The organism is Rahnella sp. PAMC25617 (genome assembly GCF_050606005.1).
In the GTDB taxonomy this organism is placed as follows: Bacteria; Pseudomonadota; Gammaproteobacteria; order Enterobacterales; family Enterobacteriaceae; genus Rahnella; species Rahnella variigena.
This window is the reverse complement of the sequence record NZ_JBOCUM010000328.1, coordinates 1-232: the sequence shown is the minus strand read 5'-3', so window position 1 is coordinate 232 and position 232 is coordinate 1. Positions and strand designations below refer to the sequence as shown.

Here is a 232-nt window from a genome sequence, read left to right as displayed (position 1 = left end):
AATCCTTTCTTCTTATTCATGCCTATAGTGATGCCACATACAGAACTAGCCGCGCCAGAGGATGAAATTATTCAAAAGTACAGAGCCAAATTCGGTGATGAGAAGCCGCATCCAGCAGGTAAAGGAACTGAATATGGTCCTGATCTCAATATCCTTGCATACCAATCACATCCAACTCCGCATGCGGCTTTTGCTGCGATGGTTGAGCGAATGGATGTTTATGTTGGAGAAG

1 protein-coding gene is annotated in these 232 nt (G+C 44.4%); it reads left to right on the top strand.

The features are described from left to right. Positions 1 to 232: hypothetical protein (locus tag ACM615_RS24475; RefSeq protein WP_431012722.1), on the top strand; the 232-nt coding region annotated here is incomplete at both ends.